Raw genomic sequence first — 17,299 nt, 5'->3', positions numbered from 1 at the left:
AACGACCTTCAAGCTTATTTTTTATGAATTGTAGCGATTATCTTTTAGCTCTTACTTCACTAACAGTTAATGCTTTTCTTCCTTTCTTTCTACGAGCAGCTAATACTTTGCGCCCGTTTTTAGAAGCCATACGCTCACGGAATCCGTGTTTGTTTCTTTTTTTTCTGTTACTTGGTTGAAATGTTCTCTTACTCATCTTTACTAAGTTTCTAATCCATTACTCGAATGGGTTGCAAATATACAGTTATTATTATTAATTCAAAAATCAAATTGATAGAAAATTACAAAAAAGCTGAATTAATAGTAAACCGCGTTCCGTTCTACACTTTGTAATTTTCGAAGTGCAAATATAAAAACATTTTTTTGTTAAGCAAGAGAAAATTAAAACAATAACAATTAAAACTTATCAACAATATCATTTGCGAAGATCAAACGAAGCTATTTTTAGAAGGATTAGAAAAGTTTCCTTAAAACTTTCATAAAACATCAAATATCTTGTTTTTATCAGTCTTTTTTTAGCTTAAATTTCGTATATTAGCCACCTTATATAACAAAACAATATGACTGAAGGAGAAAGACTAATCCCAATTAACATTGAGGATGAAATGAAATCCGCTTACATCGATTATTCGATGTCGGTAATCGTATCTCGTGCGCTTCCGGATGTGCGTGATGGTTTAAAACCTGTACACCGTAGAGTATTATTCGGAATGTATGAATTAGGTGTTTTTTCTAATCGTTCTTACAAAAAGTCGGCACGTATTGTAGGGGAAGTTTTAGGTAAATTTCACCCACACGGCGACAGTTCTGTTTACGACACAATGGTACGTATGGCGCAACCTTGGTCTTTGCGTTACTTATTGGTTGACGGACAAGGTAACTACGGTTCTGTAGATGGTGATCCACCTGCTGCAATGCGTTATACTGAAGCAAGACTTCAAAAAATTTCAGACGAATTATTAGCTGATTTAGATAAAGAGACAGTTGACTTTCAACTAAACTTTGACGATACTATCCAAGAACCTACTGTATTACCTACTCGTGTTCCAAACTTATTAGTAAATGGAGCATCTGGTATTGCGGTTGGTATGGCAACAAATATGGCGCCACATAACTTAACAGAAGTTATTGACGGAACAATTGCTTACATCGACAATCGTGAGATTACAATTGACGAATTAACACAATACATCAAAGCACCAGACTTCCCAACAGGAGGTACAATCTATGGTTACGATGGTGTAAAACAAGCTTTCGAAACTGGACGTGGACGTGTTGTTTTACGTGCAAAAACTAATTTCGAAGAAGTACATGGTCGCGATTGTATTATTGCTACAGAAATTCCTTACCAAGTTAACAAAGCAGACATGATTGCAAAAACTGCTGAGTTAGTAAAAGATGGTAAATTAGATGGTATTTCTGAGATTCGTGACGAATCTGACCGTAAAGGTATGCGTATCGTTTATGTCCTTAAAATGGATGCGGTTCCTAACGTTGTTTTAAATAAACTATATAAATTTACTCAATTACAATCATCTTTCAGTGTAAATAATATTGCCTTGGTAAAAGGTAGACCAGAGCAATTGAACTTGAAAGATATGATTTATCATTTCGTAGAACACCGTCACGAAGTGATTGTTCGTCGTACGGAATACGAATTGAGAAAAGCACAAGAAAGAGCTCATATCTTAGAAGGTTACATGAAAGTAATCGGAACACAAGATGACCTTGATCGTGCAATTAAAATCATTCGCGAATCTGCAACTCCAGACGAAGCGCGTACGGGATTAATGGAAGCTTTCGAGTTATCAGAAATTCAAGCACGTGCAATTTTAGATTTACGTTTACGTACATTAACTGGTCTTGAAATTGATAAAATTCGTGAAGAGTACGAAGAAATCATGAAAATGATTAATCATTTGAAAGATATTTTAGCAAACGAAGATTTACGTATGCAAATTATCAAAGATGAGTTATTAGAAGTTCGTAAAAAATATGGTGACGAACGTCGTACAGATATCGATTACGCAGGTGGAGACTTAAATATCGAAGATTTAATTCCTGATGAACAAGTTGTTTTAACAATTTCTCACATGGGTTACATTAAACGTACGCCACTTTCTGAATATCGCAAACAATCTCGTGGAGGAGTTGGTAATAGAGCTGCTACAACACGTGACGAAGACTTCTTAGAATATATGGTTTCGGCATCTAACCATCAATACATGTTATTCTTTACAGAAAAAGGAAAATGTTATTGGATGCGTGTATACGAAATTCCAGAAGGTTCTAAAACATCAAAAGGTCGTGCAATTCAGAATTTGATCAACATCGAACCAGATGATAAAGTAAAAGCATATATCCTTACACACGATTTAATGAACGAAGAATACGTAAATAATAATTACGTAATTATGGTAACTAAAAATGGTATCATCAAGAAAACATCTTTAGAAGCTTATTCTCGTCCACGTGTAAATGGTATTAACGCAATTACAGTTCGTGAAGGCGATACATTATTAGAAGCATTATTAACAGATGGTAAATCTCAAATCATGATCGCTTCTAAATATGGTAAAGCTATTCGTTTCGAAGACGAAAAAGTTCGTCCAATGGGTCGTACTGCTTCTGGAGTTCGTGGTATCAATTTAGGAGATCAACCAGATAATGAGGTTATCGGGATGATTGTTGTGACTGATGTAGAAAAAGAAACTGTATTAGTTGTTTCTGAACAAGGTTACGGAAAACGTTCTTCTATCGAAGATTATCGCGAAACGAATCGTGGCGGTAAAGGTGTAACAACTCTTAATATTACTGATAAAACTGGAAAATTAATCGCGATTGAAGCTGTTACAGACGAAGATGATTTAATGATTATTAATAAATCTGGAGTTGCAATTAGAACTGGTTTAGATGAAATTCGTGTAATGGGTCGTGCAACGCAAGGTGTTCGATTGATTAACTTGAAAAAGAACGACGAAATTGCAGCAATTGCAAAAGTACAGGTTGAAGAAGAATTGGAGGATGAAGTAGAACTTGATGAAGAAGGAAATCCAATTGTTGTAGAAAACACAAACGAAAACAACGAAACTCAAGCAGAAGAAACGCCTGCTGAGGATCCAAATAATGAATAATCAATGAAAAAATTATTATTTAGTTTAGGATTAGTTTTAGCAATGTCAACATCATTCGCTCAAACTAACACAGAAGAATTAACGACAGAACCTACGGTTTTAGCTGAAAAATACAATAAATCAGCTAAAGAAAACTTAGCAAAAGGTGACGTTACAAAAGCAAGTCAAGATTTAGCAAAATTATCTAAATACGAAAACGGTAAAGTTTGGCAAGTCAAAAATAAAGACTCTAAAAAAGACGAATTTTACTATTCTCAAGCTGATTTAGATAAAGCTACAGCTGGTGGTAATTACGCAAAAGCAAAAGAAGTTGCTTTACAACCAAAATATGGTTTCTTGTTACAATCTGAAGTTTCTAATTTAGCAAACAAAGAATTAGACGCAGCAAACAAAGCAATGGACGCTAAACAATATACAGAAGCTGGAACAAAATTCTTAAATGTTTTCAACTTAGTTGAAGCTTTAGGTACAAAAGAAGATATCTACAAATATCAAGCAGCAATCTGTTTTTACAATGCAAATGATTACGATAAATCGTTAACGATTTTGAAAGAATTAGCAGCAAAAGGATTCACAGGTAAATCAGCTAATCAAACAAAAGATTACAACCGTGATATGTATGTTTTAGCTCTTAATGGATTATATAATGCAAAAAAATATGATGCAATCGTAGAAGAAGCAACTACAAAATATCCAAAAGATGCTGACATCAACAATATCGCAACTGGAATTTACCAAGTTTCTGGAAACGCTGATAAAATGACAAAACGTATCGAAGAAGCGATTAAAATTAATCCAAACGATGCGCAAAATTATTACAACTTAGGTGTTTTATATTTAGATGACACTTCTAAAGCTGGAGAATCTAAAAACTTGTTCAAAAAAGCGATTGAATTAAATCCTAAACATTTCGAGTCTTACAACAATTTAGTTTTAGCTATTTTGCAACCAGATAAAGAAATTGTTGAAACAATGAACAACAATTTAGGAACATCTAAAAAAGAGAAAGAAGTTTACAACGCAAACGAAGCAAAACGTAAAGCTTTATTTACAGAAGCAGCTCCTTACCTTGAAAAGATGTACGAAATTCAACCAGAAAATCGTCAAGTTATTCGTAACTTAATTCAAGCTTACAAAACGTTAGGAAACGATCAAAAAGAAAATTTTTATCGTGATGCTGAGAAAAAATTAGTAAAATAATTATTTCAATATAACACAAAAAAAAGGACTTCAATTGAAGTCCTTTTTTTTTATGATTTGTCAAACTGAATTTATTTCAGCTTCTTATCAATTTGTATCATGTGATTCTGAAACGAGTTCAGAATGAAAACGAACTTAGAACTTAGAACTTAGAACTTAGAACTTAGAACTTAGAACTTAGAACTTAGAACTTAGAACTTAGAACTTAGAACTTAGAACTTAGAACAAATCTACAAATCCCAATTTCTTAAATCTGGTAAAAAATGATGTGCTGTCAAATCATAACGAACTGGCACAACCGAAACATAACCTTCCTCTAAAGCACGTTCGTCTGTATCCTCACCTTTATCAAGATTTTTAAACTCTCCACTCATCCAATAATACGTTCTTCCACGAGGATCTTCACGTTTATCAAATTTTTCTTCCCATTTAGCATCAGCTTGACGACAAACTTTTATTCCTTTTATTTCATGTTCTTTCAACTTCGGAATGTTCACGTTCAACACCACACCTTTTGGTAATTTATGTTTTAAAACTTGATCAATAATTGTTTTAATAAATTCTTCTCCAGCTTTAAAATCTGCATTATAAGCAAAATCACACAACGAAAAACCAATCGCAGGAATTCCTTCTATTCCAGCTTCTACAGCAGCAGACATTGTTCCCGAATAAATCACATTCACCGACGAATTTGATCCGTGATTAATTCCCGAAATACACAAATCTGGTTTACGAGGCAAAATTTGCGAAACAGCCAATTTCACACAATCCACTGGCGTTCCAGAACACGCATACTCTTTTACATCTTCATCAACTTCTATTTCATCACAAAACAATGTCGAATTTATTGTCACCGCATGTCCCATTCCACTTTGCGGACTATCTGGCGCAACAACATAAACTTCTCCAAATCCTTTTGCAATCTCTATCAACGCTCTTATTCCAGGCGCAGTTACTCCATCATCATTTGTAACTAAAATTAGCGGTCTTTCCATATTTTATTCTTACTTTTATTCATCATTTTTACAAATGTAAAAAACTTCCTTCTAATTTCTTTTTTGTTTTATATTTGAAGGAGTCTTAAATTATTAATTTATATAATACCAACGCAATATGTTAATTAAAAAAACGTATGTATTACTATCGTTTTTATCAATGAGTTTGCTTGCTTTTTGCTTTTGCAAACCCATGTTAGACACAGATGAAGAAAGAGAAAAGTTAATCGTAAAAAATACACGAAACACCCTAACTTACCTACATTACAAACCTGCTACTGTAGATGATAAATTTTCGGAAAATGTTTTCAATAAATATTTAGAATACATTGATCCAAGCAAACGTTTTTTATTGCAATCTGATTATGATCTATTCAAAAAAGATTATCACAATTTAGATGATTATTACAAATCAGAAAACTTAGGTTTCTACAATTCTACTGTTGATACAATCTACAAACGTATTGCTGAAGCTGAAAAATATTCGATGGATGCCTTGTCAAAACCTTTTGATTTTAATCAAAAAGAGAATTTCAACATCGATTATAAAACATCAAAATTCGCGAAAGATAAGAACGAAGCGAAAGATTTGTGGCGCAAATATTTGAAATATAACGTGATGTTAGAAATCATTTCAATGCAAGACGAATTAAAAGGTCAAAAGAAAGATACATTAGACAACTCTTCTTCTATAAAACCTGTAAAAGATCCTTTGGCAGATGAGAAAAAGAAAATCACAAAAGATACTCCTTTTGCAGAAGTAGAAAAAATGGCGCGTGAAGAAGTTAAAGACTTAATTTCTGATTATTTCCGTCGTATAAAGCAGACAAAACGCGAGAACTATTTTTCTATTTACATGAACTCGTTTACAGAACAATACGATCCGCACACAACATACTTTTCTCCAACAAGTAAAGAAGATTTCGAGTTCGAAATGTCTGGACAAATGGAAGGAATTGGAGCCAAAATACAAGACAAAAGAGGTTACGCTACAATTGCTGAATTAATTGTAGGCGGACCAGCTTGGAAGAGCAATAAATTAGAAGTTGGTGACAAGATCATTAAAGTTGCACAAGGGAAAAATGGTGAAGCTAAAAACATCGTTGGGATGATTTTGAGCGATGCTATTCGCTTGATTAAAGGGAAGAAAGGAACAGAAGTTGTCTTAACTATTCAGAAAAAAGACGGTTCTCAACAAACAATCTCTTTGATTCGTGAAGTAATTGAATCCGAAGAAGTGTTTGCTCGCTCATCTGTTATTACGGACGAGAAAGGAGATAAATACGGAATCATCTATTTACCTGAGTTCTACACGCCAATGGGAAAAGAAGGCGGACGTTACCCTTCGGATGATATCAAGAAAGAAATTGAAATCTTGAAGAAAGAAAACATCAAAGGTCTTGTTTTCGATGTTAGAAATAATGGAGGTGGTTCTCTTGAAGAGGTAGTTAAAATCTCTGGATTGTTCATCAATCAAGGACCAATTGTTCAGGTGAGACGTTCGGACGGAATGCTTAAAATTCACGAAGACAAAGATAATTCTATCGCATACGACGGGCCATTAGTAGTAATGGTTAACGAGCTTTCTGCATCTGCATCAGAGATTTTTGCAGCAGCAATGCAAGACTATGGCCGCGCTGTTATTGTGGGTTCACCGCAAACCTTTGGTAAAGGTACTGTACAAACAATCTTGCCTTTAGATCGTCAGTCGGGAAGTGATGAGTTAGGAGCTATTAAGTTAACAATACAAAAATTCTATCGAGTAAACGGAGGTTCTACACAATTGAAAGGTGTTCAGTCGGACATTGCATTAGTTGATCAATTCACTTACGAAGATATCAGCGAAGCTTCTCGTCCAGAAGCCTTGAACTGGGATCAAATCAAACCTTTGGTTATTGCAAAATGGCCTTCTGCTTTCGATTTAGCGAAGATTAAAGCGAACAGTAAAACTCGTTTGGCAAACAATGCACACTTAGCATTAATGAACGAAAGTTTCAAGTTCATCAAATCAATGGAAGATGTAAAAGAGATTCCTTTGAACTTAGAAGATTACAAAACGTACCGTAAAACACGCGAAGATAAAATCAAGAAATTCGAAACTTTAGACAAGTATAAAAACAATTTCAAATTTACAATGAATCAAAACGATTTGGCAACTACAAAAACAGATACTGTGCTAAAAGCTAAACGTAACAATTGGTTCAAAGGAATGCAAAAAGACTTTTATTTAAACGAAGCTGTTAACGTTTTAAGAGACATTAAATAATGGAACAAGAAAACGGTTCATTTTCTCATATTGTATTCAATAAATTAAGAAAGAACACCCTTGGTGTTCTTTCTTTTAGTGTAATAGTATTAGCTGCAATCATTTCTATTTTTGCTTATGTGTTTGCGTCCGACAAAACGGAAAATGCAAACAGACAGGACCTAACCATTGCATATTCACCTATAGGTTATCAGCAAAAAACAATCGAAATCCCTTTACCTAATTATTCAGGAAAAACGAACTTTTCTGATTTTATATTCGGGAAAGAGATCGATACCGAACAAATAAGTATTACATCTTACAAAAGAGATGGACAAAGCATTACTTATGTTCCATATATAGGAAACGGACTAAGTGGTGAAGCAATAAAGATAGATGTGTCAACTTGGACAAAGCATAACATCAAAACGCAAGATATAGAGAAAGATTTTATCTATACAAAAACCTATTTACTTGGAACAGATTCTTACGGAAGAGACTTTTATTCTAGATTAATCATCGGGACAAGAATTTCTTTTCTTATCGGGTTTATCGCTGTTTTCATTTCTTTAATTGTCGGAATCTCCTTGGGCGCTCTTGCAGGTTATTACAAGGGACGAACAGATAACATAATAATGTGGTTGATAAACGTTGTGTGGTCTATCCCAACATTACTATTGGTTATTGCAATTACCTTAGCTATTGGAAAAGGATTTTGGCAGATATTTATCGCAGTTGGACTAACGATGTGGGTAGAAGTTGCACGTGTAGTTCGTGGACAATTCCTATCGTACAGAGAAAAAGAATTCGTAGAAGCATCAAAAGCTTTAGGATTTTCGGACACAAGAATTATCTTCAACCAAATATTACCTAATGTCATTGCTCCTATTATCGTTATATCTGCTGCCAATTTTGCTTCGGCAATTTTAGTAGAAAGTGGTCTTAGTTTTCTTGGAATTGGTGCACAACCTCCTACTCCGTCTTGGGGAAACATCATCAAAGAACATTATAATCATATTATTTTAGGGAAACAACATTTGGCTATCCTACCGGGATTAGCCATTATGTTATTGGTTCTTGGGTTTAATATCTTTGGAAATGTATTAAGAGATATTATGGATATTAAGCAGTAAGAAGCTTATAAAGTTTTATATTTTCTTTTTTTAAATAATTTAAAACACAAGTTATATCTTTATCTATGTCTCTATGTGATTAATATTTTATCTTTTTTAACCACATAGAGACATAGGTTAAATATTGATAAAGATTTGAATAGACTTTTAGTTTTCACAATAACTTTACTTAAGTTAACAACTGAAAGTATATAAACAAATCACAATTAATCAATTTCTATGTTTTTATGTAGTTAAGATTTTACCAAAAGAAAATTTAAAATATTTCTTTTTTATCCACATAGATACATAGGTTTAATTCTTAGAAATATTAGAATGGACTTATAGTTTTCACAGTAACTTTACTTAAGTTAATAACTGAAAGTTTATAAATAAATCACAATTAATCAATTTCTATGTTTCTATGTGGTTAATATTTTACCAAAACAAAATTTAAAACCTATCTGTTTTTACAATATAAATACATCGGTTTAATAATTTGGAAAATGAGTAAAAAACTCATTAACATACGTTTTTTGTCCTTCATTAAATATGTTAAAACAATTAAAGTTGATTAATATTCCTTTTGGACATTTTAGTAGTTTCATATAAGTTAATAATTGAGCTTCATAAGCAGGAACAATATCTTGCACAGCTTTTAACTCAACAACTATACTATTTTCTACATAGAGGTCACAACGAAAATCAAGATCAAGTAGTTTTTCTTTATAGACAACTGGAATCTTCATTTCTGTGAGAAAATTTATTTTCCTATGATTCAACTCTTCTTTTAAGCATTGATGATAAACACTTTCTAATAATCCTCTACCCATTATTTTATGAACTTCTATAGCAGAACCTATTATTTCATAAGTTAATTCATCTAAATATTTTTTAGTTTTCATAGTCTATGTTTCTATGTTGTTAATGATTATTCAATTGAGATATAAATAAACTTTTTATAAAACCTCCTTATCTTTTATATAAAACCTAAGGAGGTTTTAAACAAAACGTCAAGTGATTTTAATGAAAACCACTTGACGTTTTTTATTTACTTCAATTAGAAGTTAGAAAAATTATCTCAACTATTTCTTTTTCTCATACTTTAAAGTAGCTAAAGTATCTCGTAAATCTATACCAGGTCTAAAAAGTATTTTAGCACTTTTTATAGAAGAAGAATTTACTTTGTTCATTGCATCCATTCCTTCGCTACTTATACTTATTTGAAAAGAACCAAAATCTCCTAAGCGAACAATCTTTCCATCAGACAAATGTTTTGATAACATTTTAGCCAAATCAATCAATGTTGCATATACATCACTCTCACTAATAGATGAGGTTTGCGCAATTTCTTTACTCAAATTTCGAAGTGATACTTCACCATCTGCAATAGAATTTGCGTAGAACTTTTTAGGCGCCATAGGATCTCCTGGGTAAGCCTTCTGAATAACGTTGTATTTTACAGCCATAATTAAAAGTATTTACATATTAATAGTTAATTATCTCTAAGTTAATACTTTATATTTAATTAACAAAATAAAACTATTGATTATCAATAAAATACATTATATCATAAAAATAAAAAAGGCTTTCTTATATAAGAAAGCCTTGCTATTATCTTGAAACTTTGGTCGAAAGTTTTGCTGTTGTTTTTGGTACAATTGGTTTTTGATGCAATCTCATCGAATCTTTATTTGGTGCTTTTAGCGGATAAGTTCCTGTAAGTCCAGCCAATTTAAATGCACTATATATATTCTTATTCTGCTTGTTTCCTAATGCAATTACCGTAAATTGATTGTTAACATCGTGTACAAAAACGGTGTTATTCCCGTGCCACCAACCATTGTGATACAATAATTTTTTACCATTGTCATATTCTAACAAACGCATTCCAAGCCCATAATTCTTGAAACCTTTCTGCTCGTAACTATATCCTTGGAAAGCTTTTTTCTTAATATTCTTCGGTAAGAAATCATCTGAATACATGGCTACATCTAACTTATACAGATCTCTTGGCGTTGAGTAGATATTTTTGTCTCCATACGTGCGGTCAAAATCATCCCAAGCCCACTCGTAACCATTGTATTTGTAAGAACGAGCTACTGTATCTTTATCGCGATCATACTCAAAAACAAAGGTGTTATTCATCTCAAGAGGGTCAAAAACCATGTATTTCATTGCTTTCGGATAAGGCATTTTCATAATCTTTTCAATGACAAGAGCAAGAAAAGCAAAGTTAGTATTCGAGTAATAAAACCCTTTGTCTGCGGGACGAATTTGTTTAACGTCAAATTCTCTAAAGATATCTAACACATCTTGATTAGAAATTGGTTTCTCGCGATCCATCATTACCTTCTTGTTATTCCACAAAACGTTGGCATAATTTGGCAAACCACTGCGGTGATTTAGCAAATTACGAACCGTGATATCATCGTAAGGAAAACCTTCTAATATTGTATTTACTTTTTGATCTAATTTGATTTTACCTTTTTCTACAAGCTTAAGAACCGCCATTGAGGTAAAAACTTTCGAGATAGATGCGATGTGAATAGGTGTTTCTGCAGTGATTGGACGCTTATGTCTTTCGTCTGCCATCCCTTGATATTGCTCTAAAAGTACTTGCCCATTCTTCACAACCAACAAACCTCCGCTCACTTTTCCGTCAACCCAAAAGTCTTTGTAATAAGTGTTTAGTTTATTTCTGTAGTCATTAAGTTCTGCTTGTGTGTACTTCATTGGCTTGAAATCTGCTTTCCAATCCAACGAATCATAGCGCAAAGCATGAGGATCCTTCTTTCTAACTTCTTCTTTTTGTTCGTTTTTCTTGCTACAGCTTCCCATAAACAGCATTGCAGAAGCAAGAACAACCGCTACATATTTCATGTGTTTTTTCTTAATCTAATTGTTTGTTTCTACTAAAGTATATATTTATTTGTGGAATAGTTACCCGTTTAGAAACATTAAGTTTTTTTTATGATTTGTGAGAAAGTTGAGACTTAAATTCGCCTAAGATGACACTTGTTGCTACGGCTACGTTAAGACTTTCGGTAGAACCATTTTTACCAAAGAACGGAATGCTTAGTTTATTTGTCGTTAACTTCTCTATTTCTGGTGAAATTCCATTCGCTTCGTTCCCCATCACCAAGATACCTTCTTGTGGAAGTGTTTGTTCATAAATAGATTCTCCTTCCATAAAAGTTCCGAAAATATTTCCTTTATAGTCAGATAAGTATTTCTCCAAATCGATGTAATGAACTTTGACTCTTGTAAAAGATCCCATTGTCGACATCACAACTTTTGGGTTGTACATATCCACAGATTCTTTGGTACACAAAATATCTTCTACACCAAACCAATCAGCCAAGCGGATAATTGTTCCTAAATTACCTGGATCGCGAATATCATCCAAGGCAATGCTCAAACCATTTAACTTGATATCTTCATCATAATTAGGTAATTCACAAAGTGCTAAACCTACATTCGGAGTAGTTAAGAAACTGATCTTTTTCAAATCTTTTTCTTCAATAAAAGTCTTTTTGATGTGTGTAGCTTCTGGCCAAAAGTCTTCAATTATAAATAATTCTTTAATATTTATAGAACTTTTTATAACTTCCCCGATATTTTTAACACCTTCTACGACAAACAAATTATATTTTTGTCTATATTTTTTAGAACCCAGAGAAGTTATTATCTTAATAACGTTATTTGATAACATATTTATGCAAAAAAAAATTACAACAAATATAACACTTATCTCTTGTTTAGGATTACTTTTTTATAGCTGTAGTACAACTAAGAAAGTTCCTGAAGGAGAATATTTGTTTGTAAAGAACAAATTTATCTACGATAAAGAGGATCCCGATATTAAGAAGAAAAAAACTATAATCAACAAAGATTTAAGTGATTATGTGAAACAAAAGCCAGCTGGTAAGTTCCTTGGTATTTTCCCTCTTTGGCAATGGGTTTACAATTGGTCTCCTGCGAAATTTGATGAAACTTTTCAGGAATATTATAGACAAGATGCTTCGGTTCGTAACCAGAAATTATTGGATAGTTTACTAACGAAGAATAACCTGAGCGAATATGTTGGGCACAGTTTATGGAAAGAACGTCTTTATTATAGTCAAGGTGAAGCGCCAGTTTTGTTGGATGAACAACAATCAGAATTTTCAGCAAAGAACTTAAATAGATTATTTCATGATAAAGGTTATTTCGATTCGAAAGTAGCTGTTTCCTATGATAAAGATTCTGTTGCAAAAAAAGCAGAAACAATTTATGATATTAAGTTAGGTGAACCTTCTTATATCGAAACATATGATCAAAAAATATCTGATCAAAAAATAGAAGAATATCTTAATTCTCCAATTGGGAAACAAACTGTTTTGCATCCCGGAGATCAATATAATTTTGACAAATTTGAAGAAGAACGCGATCGTATCATCGATTTGTTAAAGAATAGAGGCTACTATGATTTCAATGATTCGGGCGAAGATTTATATTTTGAAGCCGATACATTAAAAAGTAACAAACGTCTTGATGTAACGATGTTTATTGATAAATATATTCAAGATTCGTTGAAAACGGATAGTATTACACCTTTTACGCAATACCGTTTTGGGAAGATAAACATTTATGCAGATTCTCGCAGTTTTGTTGATGATGAAAGTAAATTAATCAAAGAAGAATATAAAGATTATAACGTTTTATATACAAAAGAACCAGAATATCGACCAAGATATTTTACAGATGCATTTGTAATTCGTCCAGGTCAACTGTATCGTCAACGACAAGAAATTCAGACAAAACGTAATATTTTCAAGAAAGAAAATATTAACTTACATGGATTCAGAATTAATAAACAAGATTCTATCCTAAATGTAGACGTTTTCTTTACGCCAAAAAAGAAATATGACTTGAATCTCTTTGTCGAAAGTTATGCTTCTCGCTACATGAACTTTGCAATTTCTCCCGGAATGACTTTAACTTCGAGAAATTTATTTGGAGGAGGAGAAAATTTAGAAACAACTTTGAAAGGAACTTTAGGTTCTGTCAACAAAGATTTCTCAATGAATAAAGCATTCTTAAATGCTTATGAAATCGCTATCGAAACAAAGTTGAAATTTCCTTATTTATTGACACCAATTAATCTTGATAATATTTTACCAAAACGTTTTACTGCCGAATCTGCTATTAGAATGAATGCAAGTACGCAAAAAAATGTAGGTTTAGACAAAACGACTTATGGTTTTGGTTTTGATATGGATATTTCGAGTTCGGAGTTTCAACACAAAGTCTCTTTGTTTAATACGGAATTTATTAGTAATCGTAAAAAAGATCGCTATTACGAAGTATTTACAAAAGATAATAATACAAAAAACGAAGTAAAAGATTTATATTACGCATACAATCCTAATGCACCAATTTATGTAACGGACGATGAATTAACAGACGCAATCGAAGCTGACAAAGGATTCCAAAGTTCATTAACAGGAGAAGATGCAAAGTTGTATGTTGATTTTGAGAATATGTTATATAGAAAAGCTAATATTTCTCAAAATGTGTTAATCAACTCTTTTATCTATCAATTTACATTTAATCAAGAAAATTCATTTCGACCAAAAAGTAATCCTTGGTTTATTCAAGCGAGAATTGAATTAGCAGGAAATGTATTAAGAGGTTTAGACAAGGCTTTTGGTTTTAATAAAGCAGAACCAGATCGAGAAGGAAATCAAGCAGGTTTGATCTTTGGAATTCCTTATTCTCAATTCGTAAAATTTGATGTGGATGTTAGACGAAAATTCAAATTAAATTCAAATTCTAGCGTAGCAGGACGTTTCTTATTCGGAATCATTCAACCATATGGAAACTCAGATGTTGCACCCTTTGTAAGAAGTTATTCGGCTGGAGGAGCAAATGATGTTCGTGGTTGGGCTCCTTTAACATTGGGGCCTGGAAGTAAACCACGTATCGATTCTAAAAATCAAAGTTTAGAATTCGAAAGCATGAAATTATTATTCAATGCTGAATATCGCTTCAATCTTTTTGGAAGTTTGGAAGGTGCATATTTTCTTGATGCTGGTAATATTTGGGGTGTTAATAAAAATCGTCCAGAAACATTATTTAAGTTCAAAGATTTTTACAAAGAATTCGGAATTGGTTCTGGATTAGGTTTCCGTTATCACATTGGTACGTTTGCAATTGTAAGATTTGATTTGGGTTACAAAATTTATGACCCTTCTTATGAATTAGGTGATCGCTGGCAATTTGACAATTTTAATTTGCTTAAACCAAGAATCCACTTCGGAATTAATTATCCTTTCTAAAAAAACATCTATATTTGTTTCACAAAATACTAACATAATGAGCAGAAAATTTCCTGCCGGTGTTGCTACCGGTTCATTAGTTCAAGACATTATCAATGATGCAAAAGCAAATCAATACGCTTTACCAGCGTGTAATGTCATCGGTTCAGATACTATTAACGCTGCAATGGAAGCTGCAGTTGAAGTAAACTCTCCAGTTATTATTCAATTTTCTAACGGAGGTGCTGCTTTTAATGCCGGAAAAGGATTAAAAGGAGAAAATCAACTTTCTGCTATCAAAGGTGCTATTGCGGGAGCAAAACATATTCACACTTTAGCTGAGTCTTACGGAGCTACTGTAATTTTACATACAGACCATTGTGCAAAAAAATTATTGCCTTGGATTGATGGAATTATGGACGCTAACGAAGAACATTTTAATAAATTCGGAAAGACTTTATTTAGTTCTCACATGTTAGATTTATCTGAAGAGCCTTTAGAAGAAAACGTAGAAACGTGCAAAAGATACTTAGAAAGAATGTCTAAAGTTGGAATGACTTTGGAGATGGAATTAGGTATCACAGGTGGTGAAGAAGATGGTGTTGACAATTCTAATGTTGATAATTCATTATTATACACTCAACCAGAAGAAGTTGCTTACGTTTACGAAAACTTAAAATCTATTTCTGATAATTTCTGGATTGCTGCAGCATTTGGTAATGTACACGGTGTTTACAAACCAGGAAATGTTGTCTTGACTCCTAAAATTTTAGATAACTCGCAAAAATACATCAACGAAAAATATGGTGTAGACAACGCTGTTAACTTCGTATTCCACGGAGGTTCTGGTTCTACTTTAGAAGAAATTAGAGAAGCAATTAGCTACGGAGTTATCAAAATGAATATTGATACAGATTTACAATATGCATTTATGGAAGGAATTCGTAAATATTTTGACGAAAATGCAGCTTATTTACAAGGGCAAATTGGAAACCCAGAAGGTCCAGAATCTCCTAACAAAAAATATTATGATCCACGCGTGTGGTTAAGAGCTGGAGAAGTTACTTTCAAAGATAGATTAATCCAAGCTTTCCACGATTTAAATAATGTTAATACTTTAGGATAATCTTTTCACTAAGATTATTCTTACCCAAATAAAAACAGAGAATATGCCTTGGTTTATTAGAAGCAAGAAAAATATTACAACGCCTACAGAGTCTAAAAAAGACGTTAAGAAAGGCTTATGGTATAAAACACCATCAGGAAAAATTATTGAAACTGAAGAACTGAAAGCAAATGCGTATGTAAGTCCAGAGGATGATCATCACGTACAAATTGGTTCTCAAGAATACTTTGATATCTTGTTTGATGATAGTAAATTCACAGAATTAGATACAAAAGTAGAAAGTAAAGACCCATTAAATTGGACAGATACAAAACCTTATAAAGATCGTTTGAAAGAAATTAAAAAGAAAACGGGAATGACAGATTCTATTCGCAATGCGACAGGAAAAATTCATGGACGTGACATTACAATTTCTTGTATGGATTTCAAATTTATTGGAGGTTCTTTAGGATCTGTAATGGGAGAAAAAATTGCTCGTGCAATTGATTATTCTATCAAACACAAAACACCTTACATTATCATTACACAATCTGGTGGTGCGCGTATGATGGAAGCTGCAATTTCGTTGATGCAATTAGCAAAAGTAGAAGCTAAATTAATTCAATTAGCAGACAACAACATTCCTTACATTACAATCTTAACAAATCCATCTTTCGGAGGAATTACAGCATCTTTCGGATCAATTGGTGACGTTATTATGGCAGAACCAGGAGCATTAATTGGATTCGCTGGACCACGTGTTATCAAAGAAACAATTGGTAGAGATTTACCAGAAGGATTCCAAACTTCTGAGTTTTTATTAGAAAAAGGCTTCGTTGATATGATCGTTCACCGTAAAAAGATGAAAGATAAAATAAAAGAAGTAGCTGATATGTTAATGCCTATCAACTAATTAAAATAAGTGCAAATATATTTTTAAAATTTTATTCAAATTTGATTTGGATTATTAGAAATTGATTTTATATATTTGCACTCCAATCGCGAGAATAGCTCAGCTGGTAGAGCGCAACCTTGCCAAGGTTGAGGTCGCGGGTTCGAGCCCCGTTTCCCGCTCTTTGAAATATTAAATTCAAAAATCAAATTTTGCCTTGGTGGTGGAATTGGTAGACACGCAGGACTTAAAATCCTGTGTCCATTAGGACGTGCGGGTTCAAGTCCCGCCTGAGGTACTTTTTAATTTGATTT

13 protein-coding genes and 2 tRNA genes are annotated in these 17,299 nt (G+C 32.8%); 9 read left to right on the top strand and 6 right to left on the bottom strand.

The window, feature by feature from the left end:
* Positions 1–37 precede the first annotated feature (37 nt).
* On the bottom strand, positions 38–196 hold the full coding sequence (gene rpmH, locus B2217_RS02720) for a 50S ribosomal protein L34 (RefSeq protein ID WP_019974979.1): 159 nt from the start codon (positions 194–196) through the stop codon (positions 38–40).
* A 364-nt stretch (positions 197–560) separates the two neighbouring features.
* Here rpmH and gyrA point away from each other — a divergent pair, with 364 nt between their 5' ends.
* Both gyrA and B2217_RS02710 read left to right on the top strand, forming a co-directional pair.
* On the top strand, positions 561–3,134 hold the full coding sequence (gyrA, locus tag B2217_RS02715) for a DNA gyrase subunit A (RefSeq protein ID WP_280045254.1): 2,574 nt from the start codon (positions 561–563) through the stop codon (positions 3,132–3,134).
* Positions 3,135–3,137: 3 nt separating this feature from the next.
* Positions 3,138–4,334 carry a tetratricopeptide repeat protein gene (locus tag B2217_RS02710; protein ID WP_180905088.1) on the top strand — a complete coding sequence of 399 codons (1,197 nt, stop codon included), beginning with the start codon at positions 3,138–3,140 and terminating at the stop codon, positions 4,332–4,334.
* 230 nt (positions 4,335–4,564) lie between these two features.
* Here the strand turns inward: B2217_RS02710 and surE are convergent, their stop codons facing one another.
* Complete coding sequence (surE, locus tag B2217_RS02705) at positions 4,565–5,329, bottom strand: 5'/3'-nucleotidase SurE (RefSeq protein ID WP_038333074.1); 765 nt, start codon at positions 5,327–5,329, stop codon at positions 4,565–4,567.
* A 193-nt stretch (positions 5,330–5,522) separates the two neighbouring features.
* Between surE and B2217_RS02700 the strand changes: the two genes are divergently transcribed.
* Entirely contained in the window at positions 5,523–7,595 is a 2,073-nt protein-coding gene (locus B2217_RS02700; protein WP_291092449.1) for a carboxy terminal-processing peptidase, read from the top strand.
* A complete protein-coding gene (locus B2217_RS02695) occupies positions 7,595–8,707 on the top strand; it encodes an ABC transporter permease (RefSeq protein ID WP_291122067.1) in 1,113 nt (370 codons plus the stop codon). Before B2217_RS02700 ends, B2217_RS02695 begins: the two co-directional genes overlap by 1 nt.
* 470 nt (positions 8,708–9,177) lie before the next feature.
* On the opposite strand, the gene B2217_RS02690 is transcribed toward B2217_RS02695, so the two are convergent.
* From B2217_RS02690 to B2217_RS02675, 4 genes are all read right to left on the bottom strand, one after another.
* Positions 9,178–9,591 (bottom strand): GxxExxY protein, encoded by a 414-nt coding sequence (locus tag B2217_RS02690; protein ID WP_291078074.1) that lies wholly within the window; start codon positions 9,589–9,591, stop codon positions 9,178–9,180.
* A gap of 180 nt (positions 9,592–9,771) precedes the next feature.
* Positions 9,772–10,155, bottom strand: a complete 384-nt coding sequence (locus B2217_RS02685; protein ID WP_291122066.1) for an HU family DNA-binding protein — start codon at positions 10,153–10,155, stop codon at positions 9,772–9,774.
* A gap of 145 nt (positions 10,156–10,300) precedes the next feature.
* Entirely contained in the window at positions 10,301–11,569 is a 1,269-nt protein-coding gene (locus B2217_RS02680) for a serine hydrolase domain-containing protein (RefSeq protein WP_291122065.1), read from the bottom strand.
* An 88-nt stretch (positions 11,570–11,657) separates the two neighbouring features.
* Positions 11,658–12,401 carry a TrmH family RNA methyltransferase gene (locus B2217_RS02675; protein WP_280045251.1) on the bottom strand — a complete coding sequence of 248 codons (744 nt, stop codon included), beginning with the start codon at positions 12,399–12,401 and terminating at the stop codon, positions 11,658–11,660.
* 4 nt (positions 12,402–12,405) lie between these two features.
* On the opposite strand from B2217_RS02675, the gene B2217_RS02670 reads away from it, so the two are divergent.
* The 5 genes from B2217_RS02670 to B2217_RS02650 all read left to right on the top strand — a co-directional run bounded on the left by B2217_RS02670 (position 12,406) and on the right by B2217_RS02650 (position 17,283).
* Positions 12,406–15,009 (top strand): BamA/TamA family outer membrane protein, encoded by a 2,604-nt coding sequence (locus B2217_RS02670; RefSeq protein ID WP_280045250.1) that lies wholly within the window; start codon positions 12,406–12,408, stop codon positions 15,007–15,009.
* Positions 15,010–15,046: 37 nt separating this feature from the next.
* Complete coding sequence (gene fbaA / locus B2217_RS02665) at positions 15,047–16,114, top strand: class II fructose-bisphosphate aldolase (RefSeq protein ID WP_115001650.1); 1,068 nt, start codon at positions 15,047–15,049, stop codon at positions 16,112–16,114.
* 43 nt (positions 16,115–16,157) lie between these two features.
* Positions 16,158–17,006, top strand: a complete 849-nt coding sequence (gene accD / locus B2217_RS02660) for an acetyl-CoA carboxylase, carboxyltransferase subunit beta (RefSeq protein ID WP_180905093.1) — start codon at positions 16,158–16,160, stop codon at positions 17,004–17,006.
* A gap of 88 nt (positions 17,007–17,094) precedes the next feature.
* Positions 17,095–17,167: transfer RNA gene (locus B2217_RS02655), tRNA-Gly, on the top strand.
* A gap of 32 nt (positions 17,168–17,199) precedes the next feature.
* Positions 17,200–17,283, top strand: a tRNA-Leu gene (locus tag B2217_RS02650).
* Positions 17,284–17,299 lie beyond the last annotated feature (16 nt).

Origin of the sequence: Empedobacter sp. UBA7620 (genome assembly GCF_002484185.1) — a bacterium.
GTDB classification, from domain to species: Bacteria; Bacteroidota; Bacteroidia; order Flavobacteriales; family Weeksellaceae; genus Empedobacter; species Empedobacter falsenii_C.
This window is presented reverse-complemented; position numbering and strand designations above follow the sequence as displayed.